The organism is Streptomyces sp. NPDC058274 (genome assembly GCF_042881375.1).
Taxonomy (GTDB): domain Bacteria; phylum Actinomycetota; class Actinomycetes; order Streptomycetales; family Streptomycetaceae; genus Streptomyces.
Map to the genome: position 1 here is coordinate 489363 of NZ_JBHVXW010000002.1, position 18254 is coordinate 507616.

Annotated in this window: 15 protein-coding genes; 11 read left to right on the plus strand and 4 right to left on the minus strand. The window is 69.2% G+C overall.

All coding sequences use genetic code 11. The features are described from left to right. Positions 1–12: 12 nt before the first annotated feature. The 5 genes from ACFVYF_RS06685 to ACFVYF_RS06705 all read left to right on the plus strand — a co-directional run bounded on the left by ACFVYF_RS06685 (position 13) and on the right by ACFVYF_RS06705 (position 5136). On the plus strand, positions 13–360 hold the full coding sequence (locus tag ACFVYF_RS06685) for a DUF6233 domain-containing protein (protein ID WP_389451742.1): 348 nt from the start codon (positions 13–15) through the stop codon (positions 358–360). Positions 361–483: 123 nt separating this feature from the next. Then, positions 484–1278 carry a hypothetical protein gene (locus ACFVYF_RS06690; RefSeq protein WP_389451745.1) on the plus strand — a complete coding sequence of 265 codons (795 nt, stop codon included), beginning with the start codon at positions 484–486 and terminating at the stop codon, positions 1276–1278. A 116-nt stretch (positions 1279–1394) separates the two neighbouring features. Beyond that, complete coding sequence (gene sigJ / locus ACFVYF_RS06695) at positions 1395–2339, plus strand: RNA polymerase sigma factor SigJ (RefSeq protein WP_389451748.1); 945 nt, start codon at positions 1395–1397, stop codon at positions 2337–2339. 102 nt (positions 2340–2441) lie between these two features. Continuing rightward, positions 2442–3671, plus strand: coding sequence for an NAD(P)/FAD-dependent oxidoreductase (locus ACFVYF_RS06700; protein ID WP_389451752.1), 1230 nt, complete (start codon positions 2442–2444; stop codon positions 3669–3671). 265 nt (positions 3672–3936) lie between these two features. Next, positions 3937–5136: a serine hydrolase domain-containing protein gene (locus ACFVYF_RS06705; protein ID WP_389451755.1), complete on the plus strand. Its 1200-nt coding sequence runs from the start codon at positions 3937–3939 to the stop codon at positions 5134–5136. A 107-nt stretch (positions 5137–5243) separates the two neighbouring features. Here ACFVYF_RS06705 and ACFVYF_RS06710 read toward each other — a convergent pair whose 3' ends face one another. From ACFVYF_RS06710 to ACFVYF_RS06720, 3 genes are all read right to left on the minus strand, one after another. Continuing rightward, positions 5244–6407, minus strand: coding sequence for a serine hydrolase domain-containing protein (locus tag ACFVYF_RS06710; RefSeq protein ID WP_389451758.1), 1164 nt, complete (start codon positions 6405–6407; stop codon positions 5244–5246). A gap of 105 nt (positions 6408–6512) precedes the next feature. Continuing rightward, positions 6513–7223, minus strand: a complete 711-nt coding sequence (locus ACFVYF_RS06715; RefSeq protein WP_389451761.1) for a response regulator — start codon at positions 7221–7223, stop codon at positions 6513–6515. Further along, positions 7220–8452: a sensor histidine kinase gene (locus tag ACFVYF_RS06720; RefSeq protein ID WP_389452126.1), complete on the minus strand. Its 1233-nt coding sequence runs from the start codon at positions 8450–8452 to the stop codon at positions 7220–7222. Before ACFVYF_RS06720 ends, ACFVYF_RS06715 begins: the two co-directional genes overlap by 4 nt. Positions 8453–8721: 269 nt before the next feature. Here ACFVYF_RS06720 and hisS point away from each other — a divergent pair, with 269 nt between their 5' ends. Then, the gene (hisS, locus tag ACFVYF_RS06725) at positions 8722–10041 is read left to right on the plus strand and encodes a histidine--tRNA ligase (protein WP_389451764.1); all 1320 of its coding nucleotides are present in this window, start codon (positions 8722–8724) and stop codon (positions 10039–10041) included. A 389-nt stretch (positions 10042–10430) separates the two neighbouring features. Then, positions 10431–11783, plus strand: coding sequence for a PLP-dependent aminotransferase family protein (locus tag ACFVYF_RS06730; protein WP_389451767.1), 1353 nt, complete (start codon positions 10431–10433; stop codon positions 11781–11783). On the opposite strand, the gene ACFVYF_RS06735 is transcribed toward ACFVYF_RS06730, so the two are convergent. Continuing rightward, positions 11784–12713: a LuxR C-terminal-related transcriptional regulator gene (locus ACFVYF_RS06735; RefSeq protein ID WP_389451770.1), complete on the minus strand. Its 930-nt coding sequence runs from the start codon at positions 12711–12713 to the stop codon at positions 11784–11786. A gap of 681 nt (positions 12714–13394) precedes the next feature. Between ACFVYF_RS06735 and ACFVYF_RS06740 the strand changes: the two genes are divergently transcribed. The 4 genes from ACFVYF_RS06740 (at position 13395) to ACFVYF_RS06755 (ending at position 18245) form a co-directional block, all read left to right on the plus strand. Then, positions 13395–14699, plus strand: coding sequence for an MFS transporter (locus ACFVYF_RS06740; protein WP_389451772.1), 1305 nt, complete (start codon positions 13395–13397; stop codon positions 14697–14699). 25 nt (positions 14700–14724) lie between these two features. Beyond that, entirely contained in the window at positions 14725–15942 is a 1218-nt protein-coding gene (locus tag ACFVYF_RS06745; RefSeq protein WP_389451775.1) for an acetyl-CoA carboxylase biotin carboxylase subunit family protein, read from the plus strand. Between the two features lie 52 nt (positions 15943–15994). Further along, complete coding sequence (locus ACFVYF_RS06750; protein ID WP_389451778.1) at positions 15995–17278, plus strand: ATP-grasp domain-containing protein; 1284 nt, start codon at positions 15995–15997, stop codon at positions 17276–17278. Positions 17279–17426: 148 nt separating this feature from the next. After that, positions 17427–18245 (plus strand): class I SAM-dependent methyltransferase, encoded by an 819-nt coding sequence (locus tag ACFVYF_RS06755; protein WP_389451781.1) that lies wholly within the window; start codon positions 17427–17429, stop codon positions 18243–18245. Positions 18246–18254: the final 9 nt, after the last annotated feature.

Below are 18254 nucleotides of genomic sequence, written 5' to 3' on the forward strand. Positions count from 1 at the left end.
ACACACCCACCCGTGAACGAGCGCCCTCCGTCCAAGCTGGAGCTGCTGCACTTCGCGCGCCGTGTCGCCGTGCAGCAGGCGAGGGACAAGATCGCCCAGATCGACCGGTGGATCGCGGCCGAGGAGCGGCGCGAGGCCGAGCGGCGGCGCGGGGCCGAGGCGCGGCCGGCGGTGCCGGACTGGCTGATCGAGCAGGGCCTCAGCGGCCGGGCGCCCGTGTACGTCCATGTCGGCGGCTGCTGGAGCGCGAAGAAGCGGTGCCGTGGTGTCGGGCGTGACCAGGCGCTGCGCGCGCTCGCCGACGGGGTCGACGCGTGTCCGCACTGCCGGCCGGACACCGAGCTCGGGTACCTCGGCTGAATCGGGCGGCCCCCGCACTTTGCCAGGAGTTCTTCAGGTGGCACACAGCATCCTCGTATCAACGGGCAGCAAGCTCAGCGCAGTTGACCGAGTGATCAGCTGGTCGAGCGATGAGGAGCCGCTATGTATGACTACGACCCGACAGACCACACGCCGGCCGGGTCCGCCCCGGCGACGACGGCCGTGCGCACGCACCGGTCGAGCGGCGTACGACGGCTGCTCTCGAAGAAGAAGGGCGGGCTGATCGTGGCCGCCGGGCTGACGTGCGCGGTGGCCGGACTCACCAGCACGTCCGCGATGGCGGTCTCGTCGTCCGGATCGTCCACCGCGGACGCGGCCACGCCGACCGCGACCGCCAGTGTCCCCGCCGGTGGCGGCCCCGTGGCGGATCCGTCCGCCGGCGGCGCGACCGGCATCGTCGACGCGACGTCCGCGTCGGGCTTCACCTTCAAGACGGCGACGGGTGTGGAGGTGACCGTCACCGAGGCGTCCTCGACCACCTACAAGAAGGGGACCCACCGCGCGACGGAGCACGCCGTGAAGAAGGGCGCGAGCGTCCTCGTCCTGGGAACGGTCTCCAGCGCGACCATCGCGGCCACGCAGGTCGAGGTGCAGCCCGGCGGCGACGGCGGAGCCGCGGCCGCCGAGGCGGCCGGAGTGATCCCGTTCCAGCAGGGGACGCCGTCCCCGGACAAGTCGGTCGGCACGATCCCCGACTACACCGAGGGAGAGGGCACGATCCTCAGCGGAACGGTGGCCGACAAGGCGACGAAGGCCGCCCAGGCCGTCGTCCCCGGCGGCATCAACAACCGCGTCGTGGAACTGAGCAGCGGCGTCTACGAGGTCCACAACATCAGCGTCAACTGGCCCCACCACGTCTTCGTCACCAAGGACTTCAAGGTCCTCGGCTACGAGTAGGCCCCACGACACCACCGCCCGACCCGGGTGGCCCCTGGCGCACTTCGCCAGGGGCCACCCGCCTTTCCCGGTCCCGCAGCCCGGCGTCGCGTGTCCCGCGAACTACACTCCCCGTCATGGCGCTGACCGCACGGGACGTCGAGCTGTTCGAGGGGTCCAGGAGCCGGCTGGAGGCCATCGCCTATCGGCTTCTCGGCTCGGCGAGTGAGGCCGAGGACGCCGTGCAGGAGACGTTCCTGCGGTGGCAGGGCGCCGAGGTCGGTCGCATCGAGGTCCCCGAGGCGTGGCTGACGAAGGTGCTCACGAACCTGTGCCTCAACCAGCTCACCTCCGCCCGCGTCCGGCGCGAGACCTACGTGGGCCAGTGGCTGCCCGAGCCGCTGCTCGGCGGGGACCCGATGCTCGGCCCGGCCGACACCGCCGAACAGCGTGAGTCGGTGTCGTACGCGGTCCTCGTCCTCCTGGAGCGCCTGTCCCCGAACGAGCGGGCGGTGTACGTGCTGCGGGAGGCCTTCGGCTACTCGCACCGGGAGACCGCCGAGATCCTCGATATCACCGAGACCGCCAGCCAGCAGATCTTCCACCGCGCCAGGAAGCACGTCGCGGACGGCAGGGCCCGCAGCGACATCGACGAGGGCGCGGCCCGGCGGATCGTCGAGGAGTTCCTCGCGGCCGCCACCAGCGGGCAGACGGATCTGCTCGTGCAGATGCTCACCAAGGACGCCGTCTCGGTCGGCGACGGCGGCGGGAAGATTCCGGCCCGCGCCAAGCCGTTCGAGGGCGCTCTCGCGGTCGCGACGTTCATGCGGGGCCTGTTCAAGCCCAGCAAGGCCAAGCGCGCCATCGCCGGTGGCTCGCCCGAGCTCTACGTCACGACCGCCAACGGCGAGCCCGCCGTCGTGGTGGTCGTCGACGGCCGGGTCATCGGCGTCATGTGCCCGGAGATCACCGCCGAGGGCGTCTCCGCGTTCCGCAACCAGGTCAACCCCGACAAGCTCGAACGCGCGACGCGACAGTGGGCGGCCACCGACCACGGCGACCCCCTGTTCATCGCCTTCTGACCCTGCCGAGCCCGATGTGAGGTGCTTCACATCGGGCTCCTGTCAGGAAACGGCGGGCCGCCCGGTTCAAGTGGCGAATCCGTTTACGACAGGAGCCACGAAATGCAGCACCGCATCGTCGTCCTCGGCGCCGGATACACCGGCGCCATCGCCGCGGGACGCCTCGCCAGGCGGCTGTACCGCGAAGACGTCGCCATCACTCTCGTCAACGCCGAGCCCGACTTCGTCGAGCGGGTCCGGATGCACCAGCTCGCGACCGGCCAGGACCTCGAACCAAGGCCCCTCGCCGAGATGTTCGCGGGCACCGGCGTCGCACTGAAGCAGGCGAAGGTCACCGGCATCGACGTCGACCGCAGGACCGTCACCGTCACCGACGTGAACGGCCCCGACGGGCCGGAGCACGAGCCGGGGCACGAGCCGGAGCACGAGCTGGAGTACGACACCCTCGTGTACGCCCTCGGCAGCGGCTGGAACGACCAGGGCGTCCCCGGCACCACCGAGCACGCCCACGAGATCGCGAGTCGTCCCGGAGCGCTCCGGCTGCGTGAGCGCCTGGCCCGCCTGGACGCCGGACAGCCCGTGGTCGTGGTCGGCGCAGGCCTCACCGGCGTGGAGGCGGTGACCGAGATCGCCGAGGCCCGCCCGGACCTCGACGTCGCCCTTGCCGCCCGCGCCGGCCTCGGCGACTGGCTCTCGCCCAAGGGCACCCGGCACCTGCGGAAGGTCTTCGGCCGGCTCGGCATCACCGTGCACGAGCACGCCGCCGTCACCGGGGTGGAGGCCGACCGCCTGGTCACCGCCGACGGCACGTCCATCCCGGCGGCGGTCACCGTGTGGACCACGGGCTTCGCCGTCCACCCGATCGCGGCGGCGACCGCCCTGGAGGTCACCGGTACGGGCCGGATCGTGGTCGACGGGACCATGCGCTCGGTCTCGCACCCGGACGTGTACGCCGTCGGCGACGCCGCCCTGGCGATGGGGCCGGGCGACAAGCCGCTGCGGATGTCGTGCGCCTCGGGCACCCCCGCCGCCTGGCAGGCCGCCGACGCCATCGCGGCACGCCTGACCGGCGGGAAGCTCCCCAGCATGCCGATCCGCTACTTCAACCAGTGCATCTCGCTGGGCCGCAGGGAAGGCCTGATCCAGTACGTCACCGCCGACGACCGCGCCGTCCGAGCGGCCCTGACCGGACGGTTCGCCGCCCTCTACAAGGAGCTGATCTGCAAAGGCGCGGCCTGGGGCGTCGCCCACCCCGTGTTCCTGCCCTCCCGACGCCGGCACGTCGTACGAGACCAGGACCGGGCGGCCTCGACGGTCACGTCACCGGCCTGACCCGCACACCTTGGTCGGACCGGGCCAAGAAGTTCACCGTCCCGTCCGCCGCCGTCCGCCGCCGGTACGGACCCCGCTCCACGGGGCCCTGCCGGCGCCGGACGTGTCCGGGGGCGCGCCCGCTTCGGGCCGGCGACGCCTCACGGAACCGCGTGGCTCCGAACGAGTGGACTTCACCGGAACACGTGCCCGAAAGAGCCCTCCACCAGGGGCCGGATGGTGACGTTGCCGCCTCTGCCCCTGGCCTGAAAGAGGCGCCCCGACCATGCGACGTACCCCCTCCCGCCGTGTCCTCGCCGCAGCTCTGCTCGTGGCGTCCGTACTGGCACCGATGGCAGCGATTCCCGCTACGGCCGACAACGCGGCGGCCGTCGGCCGGCACGACGAGGGTGGCGAGCACCCGCCGGGGCTCGGGCACAAACTGACCGCCAGGCTGGACGCCGCCATCGAGAAGGTCCGCCGGCAGGCCGCCATCCCCGGCGTCGCCGTCGGCCTGTGGATGCCCGGCAAGGGAAGCTACGTCCGCGCGACCGGGGTCGCCGACAAGGACACCGGCGAGCCGATGACCACCGACAAGTACATCCGGATCGGCAGCGAGACCAAGACCTTCACGGCCACCGCCCTGCTCGAGCTCGTCGACGACGGCCGCGTCGGGCTGGACGACCCGATCTCCGATTACGTCCACGGCGTGCCGGGCGGCCACCGGATCACCCTGAGACATCTGGCCGAGATGCGCAGCGGTCTGTTCCCCTACAGCTCCGACGCCGACTTCGAGCACGACCTGCTGAGCGACCCGAGCCGCACGTTCACCCCGGAGGAGCTGCTCGCGTACGGCTTCAAGCACAAGAACACCGCCGCGCCGGGGAAGGTCTTCGAGTACAACAACAGCAACTTCGTCCTCCTCGGCCTGGTGATCGAGAAGGTCACCGGTCACCGCCTCGAGGACGTCATCCACAAGCGGGTGCTCCGCCCGGCCCACCTGCACCGGACGTTGTTCCCCGAAGGCGCCGAGTTCCCCGAACCGCACCCGCGCGGGTACACCAACCAGACGCTCAGCGGCGAGGTCGCCGACTCCACGGACTGGAACCCCAGTTGGGCCTGGGCGGCCGGCGCGATGATCTCGGACCTGCACGATCTGCGGCGCTGGGCGAAGATCGTCGCCACCGGCGAGCTGCTCAGCCCAAAGACCCAGGCGGAGCGGCTCAAGACGCTGCCGACCGGCTATCCCGGTACGAGCTACGGCCTCGGCATCTTCGAGTCCGGCGGCTGGATCGGCCACAACGGCTCGATTCCCGGCTACGAGACCGTGACCGTCTATCTGCCGTCGAAGAAGGCCACGTTGGTCGTCATGCTCAACACCGACATCACCTACGAGGGCAAGGAGCCGTCCTCGCTGGTCGCCCGGGCCATCACGGAAATCGTCACCCCGAAGAACGTCTACGACCGCCCGGTCCCCACCCGCTGAGACACCGGACGGCGATTGATCACTGCGGACAACGGACAGGCCCGGGTCGACGACCCGGGCCTTCACCGTGGGGCCGACAGGCCCGCCGCCCCACACCACGGCGTCGCCTATGGCCTGCCGAACGCCGCCACCATGATGTTCAGCGCCACCTCGTTCATGTCCTGGCCCTTGGCGTCGGTGGAGTTGACGCTGTAGACGAGGGTCCTGGAACCGTCGCGGGTGGCGGCGATGGCCGTGTTGTAGCCCCAGCGGCCGCCCGTCTTGCCCCATACTTCGAGGCCGCCCAGCTTCTTCATCGAGAGGCCGACGGAGTACGCGGCCCGCTCGCCGCTCTTGAAGTCCGTCACCTTCGGCAGCGTGAACATCTCCTCCAGGAGCGGGCCGCGCACCACCCGGCCCTGGAACAGGGCCTTCGTAAAGCGTTCGAGGTCTGCCGTGGTCGAGACGATGTCACCGGCCGCCCAGCCGTCCGTCGCCCCCCACACGGACACGTCGCGCAGACCGGTCGTCCCGTCGTCCAGCGTCATCGTCTGGTAGCCGTGGTTGTGCGGACCGACGATGCGCGGGTTCGCCTCCGGATAGTACGTGTCGCGCAGCCCGAGCGGCTTCAGGATCCGGCGGGCGACCTGATGCTCGTACGAGTCGCCCGTGACGCGCTCGATCAGCAGACCGGCGATGGTGTAGCCGATGTTGAGGTAGTGCTGCCGCTCGCCCGGCGCGAACTCACGCGGCTTCGCCGTCGCGGAGCGGACCATCTCCTCGGGGTCATGGATCCGGAAGCGGTCGGCGTACGCCTCCTCGACCGTGTCAGCGGGGAAGTCGGGGGCCGGGATCCCGTGCGTGTGGTTGAGCAACTGCCGCACGGTGACGCCCTCGTACGACGCCGGGATCAGCTCCGGCAGATACGAGCGGGCACTGCGGTCCAGGTCCAGTCCGCCCTCGGCGGCCAGCTGCAACGCGACCGCCGCCGTGAAGACCTTGGTCACCGAACCGGCGCGGAAGCGGGCGGCCGGATCGGCCGGCCGCCCGGTCTTCAGGTCGTGCACGCCCGAGCTGCCCCGGTAGACGCCTTCGGCACCCCCGACCCGCACCAGAGCGGCCGTCGCCTCGGCTGACGGCAGACCGGCGATGGCCGCCTCCAGGGCGGGGTCCGCGGCGAGCACCCCGGAAGGGGCGGACCGGGTGGACGCGACGGCCGGCAGGGCCGCCGGGCCCGCCGCGACGCCCAGGACGAGCGCGGCGGCCAGCAGCGTGCGGGTCGTGCTCTTCATGGTCAACTCCGAGGATGTGAGCCGTTGTTCAAGTGAGCTCCATCCTTCTGAGCAGCGGCCGGCCGCGGATCCCCCGCGCGGGCGGTGTCCGGGGGCCGGTTTCCGTCAGTTCCTCGCCGACGCGGGGGAGGAGTCCGGCCCGGACGATCCCCCGGGCGGGGGATCCCCGGCAGCGATCAGGCCCGTCTCGTACGCGCAGATCACGGCCTGGATCCGGTTCCGCAGCCCCAGCTTGGCGAGCACGTTGCCGACGTGCGTCTTGACCGTGTGGTCGCTGACGACCAGTTCCGCGGCGATCTCGGCGTTCGACATCCCCCGCGCCACCAGCAGCAGCGTCTCCCGCTCGCGTCCCGTCAGCACGTCCAGCCGGGGATCGGAGCGCCGTGGCCGGACGGCGGGCCGGGTGTACTGCTCCACCAGGCGCCGGGCCACGGACGGCGCCAGCAGTGAATCGCCCCGCGCCACCACCCGTACGGCGTGCACCAGATCGTCCCGGCGGACATCCTTCAGCAGGAAGCCGCTCGCGCCCGCGTGCAGCGCCTCGTACACGTACTCGTCGGAGTCGAAGGTCGTCAGGATCACCGTCCGGCAGCCGCTCGCCGTACTGATCGCGCGGCAGGCCTGGATGCCGTCCATGCGGGGCATCCGGATGTCGAGCAGGGCCACATCGGGTCCGTGCCGCCGCACGGCCTCGACCGCCTCCGCCCCGTCACCCGCCTCCGCGACCACCTCGATGTCCGACTGTCCGTCCAGGATCATCGCGAAGCCGCTGCGCACCAGCTCCTGGTCGTCGGCCACCACCACCCGGATCGTCACCGCGCCCCCTCCGCCGCGGACGGTACGGAGGTCGTGGACGGTGCGGGGACCGCGGGCGGTACGGGGATCGTGGACGCTGCGGGGATACGGACCCGCACCTCGAAGCCCCGGCCGTCCGGGCCCGGCCCGGTGACCGCCGTGCCACCCTGCGCCGCCGCCCGCTCACGGACCCCGACGAGCCCGTGGCCACCGCCGGAACCGGGCTGCGGACCGCGTCCGTCGTCCGTCACGTCAACGCACAAGTCGCGATCCCCATAGGTGAGTTGCACGCACACGGAGCGGGCGGACGCGTGCTTGACCGTGTTCGTCAGTGCCTCCTGCACGATCCGGAAGACGGTCGCGCCGGTGGCCTCCGGCAGCGTCCGCGCGCTCCCCGCCGTCCCGTACACGACATCGAGACCACTGGCCCGTATCCGGTCGAGGAGATCGGGCAGATCCCCGAGCCCCGGCTGCGGCTCGCGCGGGGAGGCCGGCGGCTCGTCGCCCTCGCGCAGGACCCCCAGCATCCGGCGCAGCTGTGCCATGGCGTCCCGGCCCGTCTCGGAGATCGCGTCGAAGGCGGCCTCCGCCCGCTCCGGTGCCGTCCGCACCGCCACCGGACCGGCCTCCGCCTGCACGATCATCAGGCTCACCGCGTGGGAGAGGATGTCGTGCATCTCCCGTGCGATCCGGGCCCGTTCGCGCGCGGCGGCCCGCTCGGCCTCGACCCGGTTCGCCCGCTGCCGGGTGTCGGTCAGCCGCCCGAAGACATAGGCGGCGACCAACACGAAGAAGGAGAAAGACAGTTCGCGCGCCGTGCGGGTGTTGAGCCACACCGCCCCCGGCACGGCGACCAGCAGCAGCAGTCCGGTGGCCAGCCGTTTGCGTGGCGGCGACAGCGCGGCGATCGTGTAGACGACGACGAGCCCGGTGTACGGCAGCGGCTGCCCGGGCCCCTCCACGGCCAGCTTGTACAGGGCGCTGGCCGCCAGGACGGCGAGCAGGACGGCGACGGGAGCGCGCCGACGCCACACCAGGGGAACCACGGTGAGCGTCGTCAGCCCGTACGCGGGCCAGGTCGCCGGCTCGAACTCGGCCGGGCGCGGCACCACGAACGGCATCGTCATCGCCGCCTGGACCAGCAGCGCGATCCCCAGGTCGACCACCAGGGGATTGGCCGCCCCCAGCGCCCGCCCCCGCTCCCACCACCCCCGCACTCCCGTGCGCATCAGCTCGCCGGGCCGGAGCATGCTCACGCGAGTCCCCCGATTCACGTCCCGCTCCGGTCGGACCCGGAAGCCTGACTCCCCACGGTAACGGGCGTACCGGCCCGGCCGAGCGGAAGAGAGCCGGCGCATACGGCTGCGCGGAACCGCAGTTCGTGCCGATGAGGCTGTGAGATGGGGTGAGCCCGCCCCGTACGATGATGCGGTTCCATGCGACGGACGCACGCTGACGGGGTGTTGACACCTCGGCCTCTCGGAACCCATCCGTACCCGTATCAAGGAAAGCAGCGCACATGACCGACCAGCAGCTGGTCCGACCCGCGGCAATGAGCGGCTTCCCCGAGTGGCTCCCCGAGGTACGGATCGTCGAGCAGCATTGGCTCGACGTGGTCCGTGCGGGCTTCGAGAGGTACGGCTTCTGCTCGGTCGAGACCCCGTCGGTGGAGTCCCTCGACGTGCTGATGGCGAAGGGCGAGACCTCGCAGGAGGTCTACACGCTCCGGCGGCTCCAGGAGGACGCGGACGACCGTTCGGATGCCAAGCTCGGTCTGCACTTCGACCTGACCGTCCCGTTCGCACGCTATGTGGCGCAGCACTTCAACGAGTTGGTGTTCCCCTTCAAGCGCTACCAGATCCAGCGGGTCTGGCGGGGCGAGCGGGCCCAGGAAGGGCGCTTCCGGGAGTTCACCCAGTGCGACATCGACGTCATCAACATCGATCAGGTGCCGCTGCACTTCGACGCCGAACTGCCGCGGATCATCCACGACGTCATGACGGACCTCAAGCTCCCCGCGTGGACCCTCAACGTCAACAACCGGAAGGTCCTGCAGGGCTTCTACCAAGGGCTCGGCATCGAGGATCCGCTGGAGGTGATCCGGACGGTGGACAAGATCGACAAGATCGGCGTCTCCGGGGTCAGCGAGCTGCTCTCCAAGAAGGCCGGCCTGACGGACCGGCAGGTCGGGGCGTGCATGGAACTCGCCGGTATCCGCGGCACGGATGCCTCCGTGGTGGAGGACATCACCGCGGCCGGCGTCCGTTCCGAGCTGCTGTCCGAGGGCTTGGACGAACTGGCCTTCGTGATGGACTCGCTGAGCGATCTGCCCCGCGGGAGCGTGGTGGCGGACCTGTCGATCGCACGCGGTCTGGACTACTACACGGGCACCGTCTACGAGGGCAAGTTCACCGACTGGCCGGACTACGGCAGCATCTGTTCCGGGGGCCGGTACGAGAACCTGGCGGGGTCCTACATCCGCCGGAACCTGCCCGGGATCGGCCTGTCCATCGGGCTGACGCGCATCTTCGCCAAGCTGCTGGCGGAGGGGCTGCTCACCACGGGGCCGGTGTCCGTGAGCGATGTGCTGGTGGTGCTGCCCGGCCAGGAACAGCGGGCAGCCGCCACGGCGGTCGCCGACCGGCTGCGCCGTCGTGGCCTGAACGTGGAGCTCTATCACCAGCCCGACAAGATCGCGAAGCAGGTGCGGTACGCCTCGCGCAAGGGCATCCCCTTCGTGTGGTTCCCGCCGTTCTCCGAAGACCGTGCGCACGAGGTCAAGGACCTCGCGACGGGAGAGCAGACAGCTGCCGACCCGGAGGTCTGGCAGCGCCCCTGACACCCCCGCGCCGTGGTGACCTCCCGGACGCCGGGAGCGGCCGGGAGGGAGCGGGCACGCACCGGATCAGCGCCCGGAGGGACGGCAGCCGCCGCCCCTCCGGGCGTCTCGCGTTCCGGCAGCTGGGACAGCAGCTGAGACACCGTCTGCCGTGGCGGATTCCGGACATGGCGGGTAGGGGCCTGCCCAAGATCTGGAAACGCGCGGGGGGCCGCGCACAGGATGGGGACCCGGATGCCGGGGACGTCCGCTGGTCCCTCCGCAGGGGGTGTGCTCCCGGCATCCGGCCGGAGTTGTGGCCCGACGGTCTCAGGACCGAGGGATGCGACCCCACCGAGCCGTTGGATCAGCGGCACCCGGCACCGCCCGTTCGAGGAGACGGAATCACCATGGCCATCCTGTCCCGCCAGACCGATCCCGCTGCCTGCTCGGACACCGCCCGGGTGCCTGCCCTCCGTATCGACGCGGCCGAACTCCACGACTCCGTCCTGGATCCGGTGCTGTCCTCGATGACCCTGCTGAACGAGATCGCCGGGCGTCATCCGGAGGCGGTCTCCTTCGCGGCGGGCCGTCCCTACGAGGGTTTCTACGACACACGTCAGCTGGCCGGATACCTGAACACCTTCGAGACCTACCTGCGCGAGGAACGGGGTCTGAAGGACGAGGACGTCACCCGCACCTTCTTCCAGTACGGGCGGACCAAGGGGGTGATCCACGAGCTGATAGCCAGGCACCTCGAGAACGACGAGGGACTCCAGGTGGACCCCGAGTCCGTGCTCGTGACGACCGGTTGCCAAGAGGCGATGGTGCTGGTCATGCGGGCGCTGTGCCGGGACCCCCGGGACGTCATCCTCACCTCGTTCCCGTCCTACGTCGGCTTCCTGGGCGCCGCCCGCCTGGTCGGCATGCCGGTCCGGGGCGTGCGTGAAGGCGAGGCGGGCATCGACGCCGACGATCTCGTCGTACAGATCAGGCGGGCCCGGCGGGAAGGGCTGCGGCCCCGGGCGTGCTACGTCGTCCCGGACTTCGCCAACCCCAGCGGCGCCACGATGACCAGGGCCGGCCGGCAACACTTGCTGGACGTGGCGCGCCAGGAGGACATCCTCCTGGTGGAGGACAACCCCTACTCGATGTTCCGTCTGGGCGGCTCACGCCTGCCGACCCTCAGGGCCCTGGATCGCGAGGGCCGCGTGGTGTACCTGGGATCGTTCGCCAAGACCGCGTTCGCCGGCGCACGCATCGGCTACGTGATCGCCGATCAGCCGGTGGTGGACGGTGCGGGCGGCACCACGCGCTTCGTCGACGAGCTGGCCAAGCTGAAGAGCATGCTCACGCTCAACACCTCCACCGTCGCCCAGGCCGTGATCGGCGGCTTTCTGCTGGAGAACGGGTGCAGCGCGGAGCGCGCCTCCGTCAGGGAGGCAGCCGTGTACCGCGCCAACCTGGGACATGTGCTGCGGGGCCTCGCGGAGCGGTTCGGCGAGGGGAAGCAGAACGGGACGGTCACGTGGAACACGCCCATTGGCGGCATGTTCACCGTGGTGACCGTCCCGTTCCAGGCGGACGAGACCATGCTGGAGTACTCCGCGCGCCACTTCGGAGTTCTGTGGACCCCCATGCGGCACTTCTACGCGGGCACCGGTGGCCTCAACCAGCTCCGCCTCTCCTACAGCGTGCTGTCACGGGAACAGATCGAGACCGGACTGGACCGTCTCGCCGCGCTGGTGGCGGACCGCAACTGATCAGCTGGCCAGGCCCCGCACCGGGGAGCCCGCGGGGTTCAGCACTCCCGCCCGGGCGAGCTTCACCGCCGCCTGGAAACGCGTCTGCACGCTCAGCCGGTCCAGCATCTGCGAGATCTTCCGGCTCAATGTGCGGGTGGAGATGCCGAGTTGACGGGCGATCGCCTCGTCCTTCGCGCCCATCGCCATCATGTGGATGACCATCTTCTCGGACGGGGACAGCAGTTGACTGACCTCGTACTGCTCGGACACCGTCTCCAGGGGTGCGGCGCAGGCCCAGTGGAAACGGAAGACGGCTTGCAGTACCCCGATGACCTGACGGCTGCGGATGGCGAACGCTCCCCGCGTGGTGTCCCGTGGGTCCATGGGGAGGATGGCCAGGTCGTCATCGATGATGATCATGCGCAGCGGCACCGCGGGGGCGACACGTACGTCAGCACCGTGATGGGTCACCTCGGTCAGATATTCGTGGAGATGAGGCACTCCGACCAGGTGGTGCGCGTAGATGGCCTCCAGACGCACGCCCCGCTTCAGCGCCGCGATGTCCCGGTGGATCATCTCGTCGACCAGCTCCACGGGTGGAATGCCGCCAGGATGCATGGCCTGTTCCTGCAGGCGGGCCTCCAGCGTGTGCTCTTCGATGAAGTCGTTGACCGCCGGCCCGTTCGGCAGCACATCGATGGTCGCGTCGGACCTCGGGCCGGTGTTGAGCGGGAAGTCTCTCAACAGGGACAGGATCTGCTCCTGTCGGTGTGCCCGCTCCTGCATCCATCCCTCGGTCAGCTCGCGTTCCATCGACATGAGCCGGGAGAGGGCACTGCTGGGTCGTACAGCCTGGTAGCCGGATGGGTGCAGCGGAGCCGGTATCAGCAGGTTCATCTGCTTCAGGCACTCGACTGCCTGCTCTGCCTCCAGGGGCGAGCAGGTCATTTCCTCCGCGACATCCTCTGGATCCCAGGAACATCGGTCCTGTGCCGTGCTGTAGAGCATCTGTGCCAGCACATCTATGGAATCGCTCCCCGTCCTCACGATTCTATCCCCCGTAATTCGGCCAATATTCAGTTCCTGCTTTGTCGTGAACAATCCGAATTCACAGCCAACTGACAGGGGCCCATCCGTGCGATGCCGCCTGTGGGCGCGACCGGATTATCTGCGGCCAGGGGTGTGTGCGCGCCCGGCCGCCGACTCGGCGAGAGTACACGACCTGCAAGAAATCTTTAAGGGACGATTGAGGATTCAACTTACCTCGCGATCGCCGTACCCCGGGGACGCCTTGCACTGACAGTGACGCCCGGGGGAATCGCCCCCCGCGCGGTCGCCTGGACCTGATGTCCCGGCTGAAGCACAGGTGGGGGCACCGGCGTCTCACATCCTGATACGAACGTCCCTTCTGTCCGCCTCACGCCAAGGCGATGGGACGAAGCGGCAAACGCTGGACCGGGACCCCTATTCCGAGAAATGATTTCAACACCAAGCGATCGAGCACCTGGTCGCATCGCACATCCGTGTTCATGGAAAGGGGGATTAATGGAGCAGCTCATCAGTGGATGGTGGTAACGGATCCATGGAAACCCGTCACGGCATATCAGGAATCAGAATCGGGAGTTACAGATGGCGGCCGGACTGGGTAAACGGTTCTGGTTTCTCTGGTCCTCGTCCACCGTCGCCAATCTGGGCGACGGGATGCGTCTGGTAGCCCTGCCCCTGCTCGCCTACTCCGTCAGTGACAATCCGGTCGACATCACCTTGGTCGCCGTCTTCGCCTCATTGCCCGGACTTCTTCTCGGTCCGCTGGCCGGCGTGGCAGTGGACCGTTTCGACCGGCGGCGGGTGATCGCGATCGCCAACGCCCTGCGAACGATCCCCATACTCGTGTTCGCCTGCCTGGTCCACGCAGGCAAGATCGAACTCTCCTACATCTACGCGCTGGCCATTCTGCTCCCGGTCTTCGAGGTGTTCGTGGACAGCGCGGCACCGCCGCTCATGTCCGAGTTGCTGCCGGAACATCTTCTGGAAAAAGGCAACTCGCGGATCTTCATCGCTCGCATGGTCTCCCAGGACGTCCTGGGGTCACCGGTTGCCGGATTCCTGATCGGGGTGTCCGCCAGCCTGCCGTTCTTCGTCAATGGAGCGACCTTTGCCGGGGCCACGATCCTGATCCTCCTGCTCCGCGGCCCGGCGCCCTCGCCCGGACCCGGCGCGGGTGTCGCGGCGGGTACGCGGACGCAGAAGGCGCGCTCAGGGATCTCCGTCATCGGACGCGATCTCAAAGAGGGGTTCGCGGCGATCTGGCACACGCCGCTCCTGCGCGCCATCACGCTCACCTCGGCCGTACTGAACTTCGTACTGCTCGCCGGCTCGGCCCTGCTCGTGGTGTACGCCAAGGAGGACCTCGGTCTCGGGGACGAGCAGTACGCCCTGCTGTTCACTTCGGCGGCTGTCGGCAGCGCACTGGGCGGATGGGCCGCGCCGCACATCGTCGCGCGGCTCGGGACGAGCCCGACCATGGTGTGGGCGCTGGTCGCCATCGGCGCCTCCCGCGCGGGTTTCGGCCTCGCTCAGGGGTTCTGGTCGGCCCTCGCCTCCTTCTTCGCCATCGGCATCGCCACCTTCGTCTACAACGTGGCCGTGGCCTCGTACCTGCAGCGGGTGACACCGAATTCGCTCATCGGACGCGTCTACGCCACTTCGCAGGCCGCGAGCTACGGAGCCGCCGTGATCGCGGCGCTCACCGCCGGCGGACTCACTCAGGTCACCAGCGTGCGCAGCATCATGCTGATCGGTGGCCTCGCCGCGGTCGGATGCGGAATCGCGTGCTGGTGGACCACGTCCCGCGGCGGGATGGCGGACGGCCCGGCCAAGGAGCAGGCCCCCGTTCCCGCCGGACGCTCCGCCGACAGCCCGGCCGAGAAGTAACCGACTCAAGCAGAGGAACTTCCTGATGCCAGATTCCCAAGACGTGCTCGTCCTCTCGAAGAGGTCGGTCGGAGGCGTCCGTCACGTGGCGGAACTGCTCAAGGCGCTGGGCAAGCGGCCGGTTCTCGTCTCGGAGAACCACGACGACAGGAATCGCGACGCGTGCGACGCGCACGTCGTGGTCGACTGGGACGGGGCGGCGCCGGACCAGGCGCCGGCGGCCATCGACGCGGCCGGTGTGGTTCCGACGGGCGTGGTCAACCTCGTGGATCCGCTGGTTCAGTGGCAGGCGCGCATCGCCCGGCACTACGGACTTCCGGGCGGTGAGGCCGCACGCGAGGTACTCGTCAGCAAGGCCCGGGTACGGGCCGAGATGCGCCGGCTGGGACTGTCGTCGCTCTGGTTCGACAGTGGGCCGGCCGGCTCGTACCGGACCGAGGCGGTCCCGGCGTACCCGGTGATCGTGAAGCCGAGTGTCGACTCCGGTTCCTCGCGGCTGGTCCGGCGGGCCGACACCGGGGAACAACTCCGTGAGCATCTGCGGGACATCAGCCGGCACGCCGGACCCGACTTCGAGGTCATCGTCGAGGAGCACATCGGCGGTGTCGAGATATCAGTCGACGGACCCGTCATCGACGGTGACTTCCGGGGCTTGTTCTACGTCGAGAAGCGCGGGCGCGACGAGGAGCGCAACCACGACACCGGCGTACTGCTCTCCCCGCTTCTCGACTCCCGGGTACGGGCCGGAGCCGAGTCCATGGTGCGGAAAATCAGCGCACTGTGCACTGATCTCGGTCTCGCCAGGGGATGGCTGCATGTCGAGGCCCGGGTGCGCGAGGACGGCACCGCGGAGCTGATCGAGATAAACCCCCGGGTCGCCGGCGGTATGCATCCCGCCGCGATAACGCGCACCTGCGGCATCGATTCCGTCGAGGCGATGATTCTCATGGCCCTGGGGGAAGAGGATCTGGAACACCTGCGCACGGCGGTGCGGAATGACGAAGTGATCGGCCTCGTCAATGTCGAACCCCGGCAGAAGGGTGCGGTCACCGATGCCACCCCCCTGGAACAGATGAAGAAGATCCCCGGCGTGGTGGACGGATATCTGTGGGACGACTTCCAGGTCACCTCGCTCGACAACGAGAACTTCTTCGCGGCGTTCCTGATCAGTGGCGACAGCGAGTCCGCGGTACGTACGGCCGCCGACCGTGTCCACACGGAGTTCTCCTTCAAGGTCGTGTAATTCCACCGAGCCCGTTTCTTTCCGGTCCGACACCTTTTCCAGGCAGGTTCCCATGAATTCTCCCGCCGACCCACCGCAGGTCGTCGTCTGCAAGTGGAGTGCGCAGCTGACCCGGTCCATGCTGGACCTCACGCCTCATGTGTTCGTCGTCCTTGACGAATTCGACACCGCTTACATGGACCCCGACTGGGAACTGCTGGCCCGGGCCGAACGGGTGTACCGGATCAAGGACTTCGACTCGCTCGAGGAAATGTCGGCCGTGGCCTCGGACCTCGTCCTGCGCGGGGCGTCCATCGACCACATAGTGAGCTTCACCGAATTCAGCCAGTTCGGCGCCGGCTACCTCGGGGTGCTGCTCGGCCTGACCGAGGATCCGATGCAGCATGTCGCCTTCCGCGACAAGCGGTTGATGAAGGAGCGCGTCCGCCGCGCGGAGGTCCCGACCGCCGACTGGATCACGCTGGCGGACCCCTCGCGCGAGGACGACGTCGCCGCCGTGCGTGAGCGGCTGACCTTTCCGATCGTGGTCAAGCCGGTGGCCGGATCCGGTGCCATCGGGACGCTCAAGGTCGAGGATCCGGACGACCTGTATCCGATGCTCCAGGAGATCGTCCCCGACCCTCACCTGAAGTCGCACCAGCTGACCGCCGAGGAGTTCGTCTCGGGGCGTGAGTATCACGTGGACGCCCTGTGGCACGACGGCCGTCCCCTGTACCTGATCGTCAGCGCCTACTACCGGCCGCGCATGTCGGTGCTGGACGCGGATCCCGGCACAGACGCCAACGAGACGTCTCTCGACGGCAGTTACGTCGTCAACGAGAACGAGGCGCCGGAGCTGTACCGCCGGGTGACCGACCTGCATCACAAGGTCAATCACGCGCTGGGCATCACCGAAGGCGCCACCCACCTCGAGGTCTTCGAGCGGCCCGACGGCGAACTGGTCTTCTCCGAGATCGCTTCGCGCATGGCGGGCGCCTGGATCGGCGCCGTGATCAGCGAGTGCCTCGGACACGAGATCCACCAGGCCATCGCCCAGGGCGTCGTCACCGGCGAGATCCCCGAACTCCGGCCGAGCAAGCCCTATCTCGGGGGACTGCACCTGCGCCCCGCGGGCCCGGGACGGATCACGGCCATCCCCAGCGAGAAGGAGATGCTCGCGGTCGAGGGCGTGCTGCGGGCGCAGCAGCTCCGGACGGTCGGCGACAGCGTCGACCACGCGCATCCCTCCGAATGGTGCGCCTTCGTGGTCCTGGGCGCAAAGACGCGCGAGGAGTACGAGGCGCTGGTGCGGCGCGTCTCGCTGGAGCTGAGGGTCGAGGTCGAACCCGCCGGCTGACGCGGCCGTGGCAACGCGTCACAGGCCCCCCAGACGCTCACGGCCATCGGCCGCGAGGAGAGCCCAACCGAATTCCACAGCCCAGTACGGGCTATGGCCCGATAACCCCGATAACCCCGATAACCCCGACAACAGGGAGACAACGCACATGTTCAGTGTGGGCGAGATCGAGAAGATGGACTACAACCAGCTCATCGGCGTGGTCCGCGAGACCAACCGTCCGCCGGGCGGCATCCGCAGCATCGCCCAGATCGCGCAGAACGGATTCCTCACGAAGGACTCGCACGTTCTCGAGATCGGCACCAGCACCGGCATCACCGCCGTCGAGCTGGCCAAGCTCGTGGGCTGCCGCATCACGGCGATCGACATCAACGAGGAGAGCCTGGTCGAGGCCCGCCGGCGCGCCGACGAGGCGGGCGTCTCCCACCTCATCACCTTCGAGCGCAACGACGCCACCGACACCGGCTACCCGTCCGGGCAGTTCGACATGGTGTTCTGCGGGAACGTCACCTCTCTCATCCCGGACCGCGACAAGGCCCTGACCGAGTACACCCGGGTCCTCAAGCCCGGCGGGTTCATCGGCGCGATCCCCATGTACTACATCGACACGCCCTCCGAGCAGCTGATCGCCGACGTGTCGGCCGCCATCCAGGTGGACATCACCCCGCTCTACCGCGACTTCTGGATCGACTTCTTCGTCGGGGCCGAACGGCACGAGTACTGGCGCCAGGACTACCGGTTCGACAACGTCCCGGTGGACGAGGTCGACCGCTTCGTGGACGACATCCTCCGCCGGCCGCACCTCGCCGAGCTGCCCTCCGACGCCGGCGAGCTGCTCGAGAAGCGTTACCGCGAACACATGCAGCTCTTCCGCGTGAACCTCAGCCAGATGGGCTTCACCACCCTGCTCCTGCGCAAGGAGCCGGCGGACGTCGAGCCCGAGCTGTTCACCTCCACCGCTCTGTAAGGAAGCATC

What these genes read in the sequence shown, in the direction of transcription:
- ACFVYF_RS06720 (WP_389452126.1), bottom strand. Translation starts at nt 8,452, where the DNA reads ATGCTCCGGCCCGGCGAGCTGATGCGCACGGGAGTGCGGGGGTGGTGG.
- ACFVYF_RS06735 (WP_389451770.1), bottom strand. Translation starts at nt 12,713, where the DNA reads ATGACCTGCTCGCCCCTGGAGGCAGAGCAGGCAGTCGAGTGCCTGAAG.
- ACFVYF_RS06755 (WP_389451781.1), top strand. Translation starts at nt 17,427, where the DNA reads ATGTTCAGTGTGGGCGAGATCGAGAAGATGGACTACAACCAGCTCATC.
- sigJ (WP_389451748.1), top strand. Translation starts at nt 1,395, where the DNA reads ATGGCGCTGACCGCACGGGACGTCGAGCTGTTCGAGGGGTCCAGGAGC.
- ACFVYF_RS06700 (WP_389451752.1), top strand. Translation starts at nt 2,442, where the DNA reads ATGCAGCACCGCATCGTCGTCCTCGGCGCCGGATACACCGGCGCCATC.
- ACFVYF_RS06745 (WP_389451775.1), top strand. Translation starts at nt 14,725, where the DNA reads ATGCCAGATTCCCAAGACGTGCTCGTCCTCTCGAAGAGGTCGGTCGGA.
- ACFVYF_RS06690 (WP_389451745.1), top strand. Translation starts at nt 484, where the DNA reads ATGTATGACTACGACCCGACAGACCACACGCCGGCCGGGTCCGCCCCG.
- ACFVYF_RS06750 (WP_389451778.1), top strand. Translation starts at nt 15,995, where the DNA reads ATGAATTCTCCCGCCGACCCACCGCAGGTCGTCGTCTGCAAGTGGAGT.
- ACFVYF_RS06730 (WP_389451767.1), top strand. Translation starts at nt 10,431, where the DNA reads ATGGCCATCCTGTCCCGCCAGACCGATCCCGCTGCCTGCTCGGACACC.
- ACFVYF_RS06705 (WP_389451755.1), top strand. Translation starts at nt 3,937, where the DNA reads ATGCGACGTACCCCCTCCCGCCGTGTCCTCGCCGCAGCTCTGCTCGTG.
- ACFVYF_RS06710 (WP_389451758.1), bottom strand. Translation starts at nt 6,407, where the DNA reads ATGAAGAGCACGACCCGCACGCTGCTGGCCGCCGCGCTCGTCCTGGGC.
- hisS (WP_389451764.1), top strand. Translation starts at nt 8,722, where the DNA reads ATGACCGACCAGCAGCTGGTCCGACCCGCGGCAATGAGCGGCTTCCCC.
- ACFVYF_RS06740 (WP_389451772.1), top strand. Translation starts at nt 13,395, where the DNA reads ATGGCGGCCGGACTGGGTAAACGGTTCTGGTTTCTCTGGTCCTCGTCC.